Origin of the sequence: Mesopusillimonas faecipullorum, from assembly GCF_020539505.1 — a bacterium.
Classification (GTDB): domain Bacteria; phylum Pseudomonadota; class Gammaproteobacteria; order Burkholderiales; family Burkholderiaceae_B; genus Mesopusillimonas; species Mesopusillimonas faecipullorum.
This window is the reverse complement of record NZ_JACDXW010000031.1, coordinates 1-519: the sequence shown is the minus strand read 5'-3', so window position 1 is coordinate 519 and position 519 is coordinate 1. Positions and strand designations below refer to the sequence as shown.

General features: G+C 59.7%; 1 protein-coding gene. It reads right to left on the bottom strand.

Translation table 11 applies throughout. The features are described from left to right. On the bottom strand, positions 1-519 hold a 519-nt coding region (locus H0484_RS15065; protein ID WP_255645453.1), incomplete at both ends, for an EF-Tu C-terminal domain-related protein.

Genomic DNA, 519 nt, shown 5'->3' with positions numbered 1-519 from the left:
CGACGCCGGCACCGACGGTACGGCCACCTTCGCGGATAGCGAAGCGCAGACCTTCTTCCATGGCGATAGGCGCAATCAGCGTCACTTCCATCGACACGTTGTCACCGGGCAGAACCATTTCTTTGTCGGCCGGCAGCTTGATCGTGCCCGTCACGTCCGTCGTACGGAAGTAGAACTGGGGACGATAGCCTTGGAAGAACGGCGTGTGACGGCCACCTTCGTCCTTGGACAGAATGTACACCTCGGCGCTGAACTGCGTGTGTGGCTTGATCGAACCGGGCTTGGCCAGCACTTGGCCACGCTCGACGTCTTCACGCTTGGTACCGCGCAGCAGCACGCCAACGTTGTCGCCCGCTTGACCTTGGTCCAGCAGCTTGCGGAACATTTCCACACCCGTGCAAGTGGTCTTGACCGTGTCTTTGATACCCACGATTTCGATTTCTTCGCCGACCTTGACGATACCGCGCTCGATACGGCCAGTGACCACCGTACCGCGACCCGAGATCGAGAACACGTCTT